A 5,837-nucleotide genomic window follows, 5' to 3' on the forward strand; every position below is an offset into this window, starting at 1 on the left:
CCCGACCGACGATGCGCGAGACCGCCTCGCGCGCGGCGGCGATGTCCCCGGTCAGCAGAGGCTTGGCGACGGCGGCGACATGATCATGCAACGAGCGCAGCGCCACCAGCGGCCAGGCCAGGACGCCGACCAGCAGGATCTGGATCCAGCCGGAGGGAAGCACCGATTGAATCAACCAACCGAGCGCAACCGCGAGCACGATCACCGAAAGCGCGCCGCCGACGCCAGCAGCGCGACGCAGCGCCGGCGGGTCAGACTCGCGATTCAAGCCGGCATCGATGGCTGCGATCAACCGACCCAGCCAGGTCACGGGGTGGCCGATCCGCGCGAACAGCCATGACGGCCAGCCCAGGAGGGCATCCATCGCCATCGCCACCACCATCGCGCCTGCAAAACCCAAACCCGCCTCCTGTCCCGCCCCTGTTGCGCAAAGCGAGGGGCGAGCGCAAGCCCCTGCCGGGCTGATTTCGGCTTTGTCTTTGGCCGCGATTGGTGATTAGTCAGGCTCACAGGAGAGCTTTATGGCCGTCATCTTGATCACGGGCGGAGCGCGATCGGGCAAGAGCGCCCGCGCGGAAGCGCTGGCGCGCAGCTTTCCGGACCAGCCGCCGATCTACATCGCTACGGCCGAGGCGCTCGATGCCGAGATGGAGGCGCGCATCGCCGGGCATCGGGCGCGACGCGGATCCGGCTGGATCGAGCGCGAGGTGCCGCTCGATCTCGTGCCTGCGCTGATCGCAAGCGATGGCGGCGGTGCGAGGCTGGTGGACTGCCTGACGCTGTGGCTCTCGAATCTCATGCATGCGGAGCGCGACTGGGAACGGGAGGTGAGCGAGCTTGCCGCCGCGCTGCCCCGTCTCAAGAGCCCCGTCATCTTTGTCTCCAACGAGGTCGGACTCGGCATCGTGCCCGACAACGCATTGGCGCGCAGCTATCGCGATGCTGCCGGCATCATGAACCAGACCATTGCTGACGTGGCCGACAAGGTCGAGTTCGTGGTCGCCGGCCTGCCGATGAAGCTGAAATGACGCCGCGCGCCGACATTCTGAAAGACGTCGTCGCCGATCTCAGGATCGCCGCGTCCTTCGTCACGATCCTTCCCGTAGCCTCGTCGAAGCCATCAGGCGAAGGCGCCATCGCGCGCGCGACATGGGCCCTCCCAGCGGCCGGGCTGCTGGTCGGCCTTGCCGGCGCGCTCGTCTACAAGGTCGCCATTCGCGTCGGATTGACGCCTGATATCGCCGCCCTGCTCGCGCTCGCGACAACCGCGCTCATCACCGGCGCACTGCACGAGGACGGGCTTGCCGACACCGCTGACGGTCTCGGCGGCGGGCGGACGCGCGAGCGCAAGCTCGAGATCATGCGCGATAGCCGGATCGGCAGCTATGGTGTCTGCGTCCTGATCCTGTCATTCGGCCTGCGCTGGAGCGCGCTTGCGGCAATCGCTCGTCCCTGGACCGTGATGCTCGCGCTGTGCGCAGCTCATGCCGCGGCCCGCGCGGGCTTGCCGGCCTTCATGTCGCTGGTTGCGCCGGCCCGTCCCGATGGTCTTTCCGCGAACGCAGGAGCGCCGCCGGGCCGCAGCGTGGCCACGTCCTTCGCCATAGGAACGCTCGCGCTCGCTCTGGCGTTGGGGCCGGGCAAGGCGCTGGTCGCGCTGGTGCTGCTCTCCCTCGCCGGGCTGATGCTGGCGCGGCTTGCCATCCGCCAGATCGGCGGGCAGACCGGCGACATCCTGGGCGCGTTCGAGCAGGTCGGCGAGATCCTGATCCTGCTGGTCGCGGCCGCCTTCCTCCATGGGGGAGGATGAAATCATGGTCGAGTTCGACGACACCTTCCGCCGGCAATTGCGCGAGCTGTTCGTGTGGCGCCGCGACGTGCGCCGCTTTCGTAACCAGGCACTGCCCGACGGCGCGATGGAGCGGCTGATCGAGACGGCTTGCCTGTCGCCCTCGGTCGGCCTGAGCCAGCCCTGGCGCTTCGCCATCGTCGATGATCCCGCGCGGCGCCGCGCCGTGATCGACGATTTCAAGGCGTGCAACGCCGATGCGCTGAGCTGCTATTCCGGCGAGCGCGCCGCGCGCTATGCCGCGCTAAAACTCTCGGGCCTCGAACAGGCTCCTGGCCACCTCGCCGTGTTCGCCGACAAGGCCGGCGACATCGGCCACGGCCTCGGCCGCGCCACGATGCCGGAGACCACGGAATATTCGGTGGTCGCCGCCATCACCGCGATGTGGCTCGCCGCGCGCGCCGAAGGGATCGGACTCGGCTGGGTCTCCATCCTCAGTCCGCAGCGTATCCACGGCCTGCTCGACGTGCCCGCTTCCTGGAAGTTCATCGCCTATCTCTGCATCGGCTATCCCGAGACGGAATGCGACCAGCCCGAGCTCGAGCAGGCGAAGTGGGAGCACCGGCGGGACGCGAGCGAGTTTACGCTGCGGCGGTAGCAGCCCGCTCTATCCACCGGGACCGCCGCGAACGAACATTCACAAGCGCATTTTTTCATCAATTGTGGTTGCCGTCCTTTCGCGTTATGCACATTCCCCGGGGACAATTCTTGCGAAACCTTTCATGAGCGAGCGGCCTGCTCCTGCCCGTGTCGTGCCGGCGGTCGCCCGCCGCGATTTCATTCGGCTTGCGGGAGCAACTGTCGCAGGTTTGTTTGCGCTCGACGCAACGTCGGATCGCATGCGAATCGTCGCCTCGATCACCGCTTTGCCGCTCGATGACGAGCTGACCCGACGCAACATGAGCGAGAGTTCGAACTCTCGCCTCGGTGCGCTGATCGCGGGCTTGCGACAACGCGGCTGGGTCGAAGGGGTCAATCATCGTCTCGAGGTTCGCTCGACGTTCGGCGGGCCCGACAAGTTGCAGACCACGATCGCGGAGCTCATCGATCTCAAGCCGGATGTCATCCTGACCGGCTCGACTGTCGAGACCGCGGCCGTCATGGCGGCCACCAGGACGATCCCGATCGTTTTCGCGACCTCCAACGATCCCGTCGGCAACGGCTTCGTCGAAAGCCTTGCCCATCCCGGCGGCAATGTCACCGGCTTCACCAGCAGCACCCCCGATATGGGCGGCAAATGGCTTCAGCTCATCAAGGAAGCCGTGCCTGACGTTCAGCGCATCGGCGTCCTGTTCAACCCGGCCAGCACCCCTCGCGCCGGCCGCTATTACCTTGATTCGCTCGAGCAGGAAGCCGCGACATCGGGCGTCGCGGTGGAGCTTGCACCCATCAGCGCAGTCGCCGAGATCGACGGCGCGATCGGCCGCTTCGCTGATCCTCCGAAGGCGGCCATGATCTCGCTTGTCGACAGCTTTCTCGTGGTCATCAGGAAAGCGGTGGTCGAGACGGCCGCGAGACATCGCGTGCCGATGATCTATCCGTTCCACTACTTCATGGATTCGGGCGGGCTGATGAGCTACGGGCCGACGCTGGAGGTGCGCTCGGCCGATTATGTCGATCTCATCCTCCGCGGCACCAAGGCCGGCGACCTGCCGGTGCAATCGCCGCGCAAATACGAGCTGCTGATCAACCGCACCGTCGCCAGCGCGCTCGGATTGAAGATTCCCTACACGCTGCTGGCGCGCGCCGACGAGATTCGCGAGTGAACGCACAGGTCGACCAGGGACCTTTGCGGACGCCTCCCGGACGGCTGTTCCGCAAATATCTCTACTCGATCGTCGCGCTTGCCTTTGCCGCGCTCGCCATCAACACCGGCTTCGACGTCTGGTTCTCCTATCACGAGCAGAAGCAGCTGCTCGCGGCAACCCAGCGCGAGCAGGCTGCGAGCGCGGCGATCCAGATCGGCCAGTTCATCAGCCAGATCGAGACCCAGGTCAGATGGCTGTCGCACCTGCCCCCGGAGCTTTCGACCAATGAAGACGTGCGCCTGAATGCCATCAGGCTGCTGCGCCTCTCGCCCGCGATTGCCGAAATTACCGAGCTCGATTCGAACGGCCGCGAACAGGTGCGCCTGTCGCGCCGCGTCGCGGACCGGATCGGCAGCAACATCGACCAGTCCTCCTCGGCCGCCTTCCGCGGCGCCAATGAAGGCCGGGCCTATTACGGGCCGGTCTATTTCTTCGGCGACACCGAGCCCTTCATGACGCTCGCCACGCGCGGCAGCGGCAGCTCACCCAACGTCGTCATCGCCGAGGTCAATCTGCGCTTCATCTGGGACCTCGTCGCCGGGATCAGGGTGGGCAACACCGGCAAGGCCTATGTCGTCGATCGGCTGGGTGTGCTGATCGCGCATCCCGATCTGTGGCCGGCGCTTCGCCGCAGCGATCTCTCCAGCCATCCTGACGTGCGCGCCGGGCTCGACGGAGTCGGGCCACCCTCGGGCGGGCTGATCAAGGAGGATTTTGCCGGTCAGCGCGTGCTCTCGACCTATGCGACGGTCCCCTCGCTCGGCTGGCTGGTGTTCGTCGAGCTCCCGCTCAGCGAAGCCTACGCGCCGATCTACGCCTCGATCGGACGCTCGATGGTCCTGCTGATCGTCCTGCTCGCCTCCGCCACCCTGGTGTCGCTCTGGCTCAGCCGGCGCATGGCCGTGCCGATCCAGATGCTGACCCTGGGGGCACGGCGGATCGGCAGCGGCGATCTCCGACAGCGGCTCGCCATCAAGACCGGCGACGAGCTCGAGGCGCTGGGCGACCAGTTCAACCGCATGGCCGCGCATTTGCGCGAATCCTACGCCACGCTCGAGCGCAAGGTGATCGAACGCACCTCCGAGCTCGAGAAGGCGCGCGATCACGCGCTGGCCGAGCATGACGCGGCCGAGCGGGCGCGCAGCGTCGCGGTTGCAGCCAACGAAACCAAATCGCGCTTCCTCGCCGTGGTCAGCCACGAGCTGCGCACGCCGCTCAACGGGGTCATGGGCGTGTTGCAGCTGCTCGACGACGGCCGGCTCAGCGAGGTCCAGCGCCGCCACCTTGCAACCGCGGCCGCCTCGGGCGAAACACTGATCGCGCTGGTGGACGCCATTCTGGAATATGCCCGCCTGGAGGCCAGCACCGAGGCCCTGGAGACGCGCGACTTCCGTCTCGACCAGCTGATCGAGACGGCGGCCGATCTGATGCGTCCGCAGGCGTTCGGCAAGGGTCTCTCCTTCGACCTCGCCTGCGATCCATCAATCAGCGCGTCAGTCCACGGCGATCCCGTCCGTCTCAACCGAATCCTGCTCAATCTGATCGGCAACGCCATCAAGTTCACCCCGAGCGGCGGAATATCCGTGCATGCGACGATCGAGCGGCGTGACGACCATGCGCTGCTGCGCGCCGTCGTTCGCGACACCGGCATCGGCATTGCGCCCGAGATGCACGAACGGATCTTCGAGGACTTCGTGCAGGCCGACGACAGCATCGCACGGCGGTTCGGCGGCACCGGCCTCGGGCTTGCGATCGCGCGCCGACTGACGCGGCTGATGCGCGGCGACCTGACGGTGGAGAGCACGCCGGGCCACGGCAGCGTGTTTACGCTTGTCGTCCCGCTCGGCAAGGCCGCCGGCGGCATTGCACAAGGCGCGCTGCCGCCGCAATCGCGACCGCTCCGCGTGCTGCTGGTCGACGACGACCCCATCAATTGCGAGGTCGGCGAAGCGATTTTGACCAGGCTCGGCCACCGCGCCGCGATCGCAAGCAATGGCGCGGCCGCGGTCGCGCTCGCCGGAAGCCAGCCGTTCGACGTCGTCCTGATGGACCTGCACATGCCCGGCATGGACGGCGTGGAGGCGGCCACGCGCATCCGTCAGCTCCCATTGCAGCCGATGCCGCGGATCATCGTCGTGACCGCCGACGCCTCGCGCGGCACCCGCGAGCGGCTCGCACGC

General features: G+C 67.0%; 6 protein-coding genes. 5 read left to right on the top strand and 1 reads right to left on the bottom strand.

The window, feature by feature from the left end:
* On the bottom strand, positions 1 to 400 hold a 400-nt coding region (locus AOQ71_RS49385), incomplete at its 3' end, for a cobalamin biosynthesis protein (RefSeq protein ID WP_245317391.1).
* 121 nt (positions 401 to 521) lie between these two features.
* Between AOQ71_RS49385 and cobU the strand changes: the two genes are divergently transcribed.
* The 5 genes from cobU to AOQ71_RS39865 form a co-directional block, all read left to right on the top strand.
* Positions 522 to 1,028: a bifunctional adenosylcobinamide kinase/adenosylcobinamide-phosphate guanylyltransferase gene (gene cobU / locus AOQ71_RS39845; protein ID WP_057758890.1), complete on the top strand. Its 507-nt coding sequence runs from the start codon at positions 522 to 524 to the stop codon at positions 1,026 to 1,028.
* The gene (gene cobS / locus AOQ71_RS39850) at positions 1,025 to 1,810 is read left to right on the top strand and encodes an adenosylcobinamide-GDP ribazoletransferase (protein ID WP_057758893.1); all 786 of its coding nucleotides are present in this window, start codon (positions 1,025 to 1,027) and stop codon (positions 1,808 to 1,810) included. Before cobU ends, cobS begins: the two co-directional genes overlap by 4 nt.
* Positions 1,811 to 1,814: 4 nt before the next feature.
* Complete coding sequence (gene bluB / locus AOQ71_RS39855) at positions 1,815 to 2,447, top strand: 5,6-dimethylbenzimidazole synthase (RefSeq protein WP_057759111.1); 633 nt, start codon at positions 1,815 to 1,817, stop codon at positions 2,445 to 2,447.
* A gap of 124 nt (positions 2,448 to 2,571) precedes the next feature.
* Entirely contained in the window at positions 2,572 to 3,615 is a 1,044-nt protein-coding gene (locus AOQ71_RS39860; RefSeq protein ID WP_057758895.1) for an ABC transporter substrate-binding protein, read from the top strand.
* On the top strand, positions 3,612 to 5,837 hold a 2,226-nt coding region (locus tag AOQ71_RS39865; protein ID WP_245317392.1), incomplete at its 3' end, for a hybrid sensor histidine kinase/response regulator. The genes AOQ71_RS39860 and AOQ71_RS39865, both read left to right, overlap by 4 nt.

The organism is Bradyrhizobium manausense (assembly GCF_001440035.1).
In the GTDB taxonomy this organism is placed as follows: domain Bacteria; phylum Pseudomonadota; class Alphaproteobacteria; order Rhizobiales; family Xanthobacteraceae; genus Bradyrhizobium; species Bradyrhizobium manausense.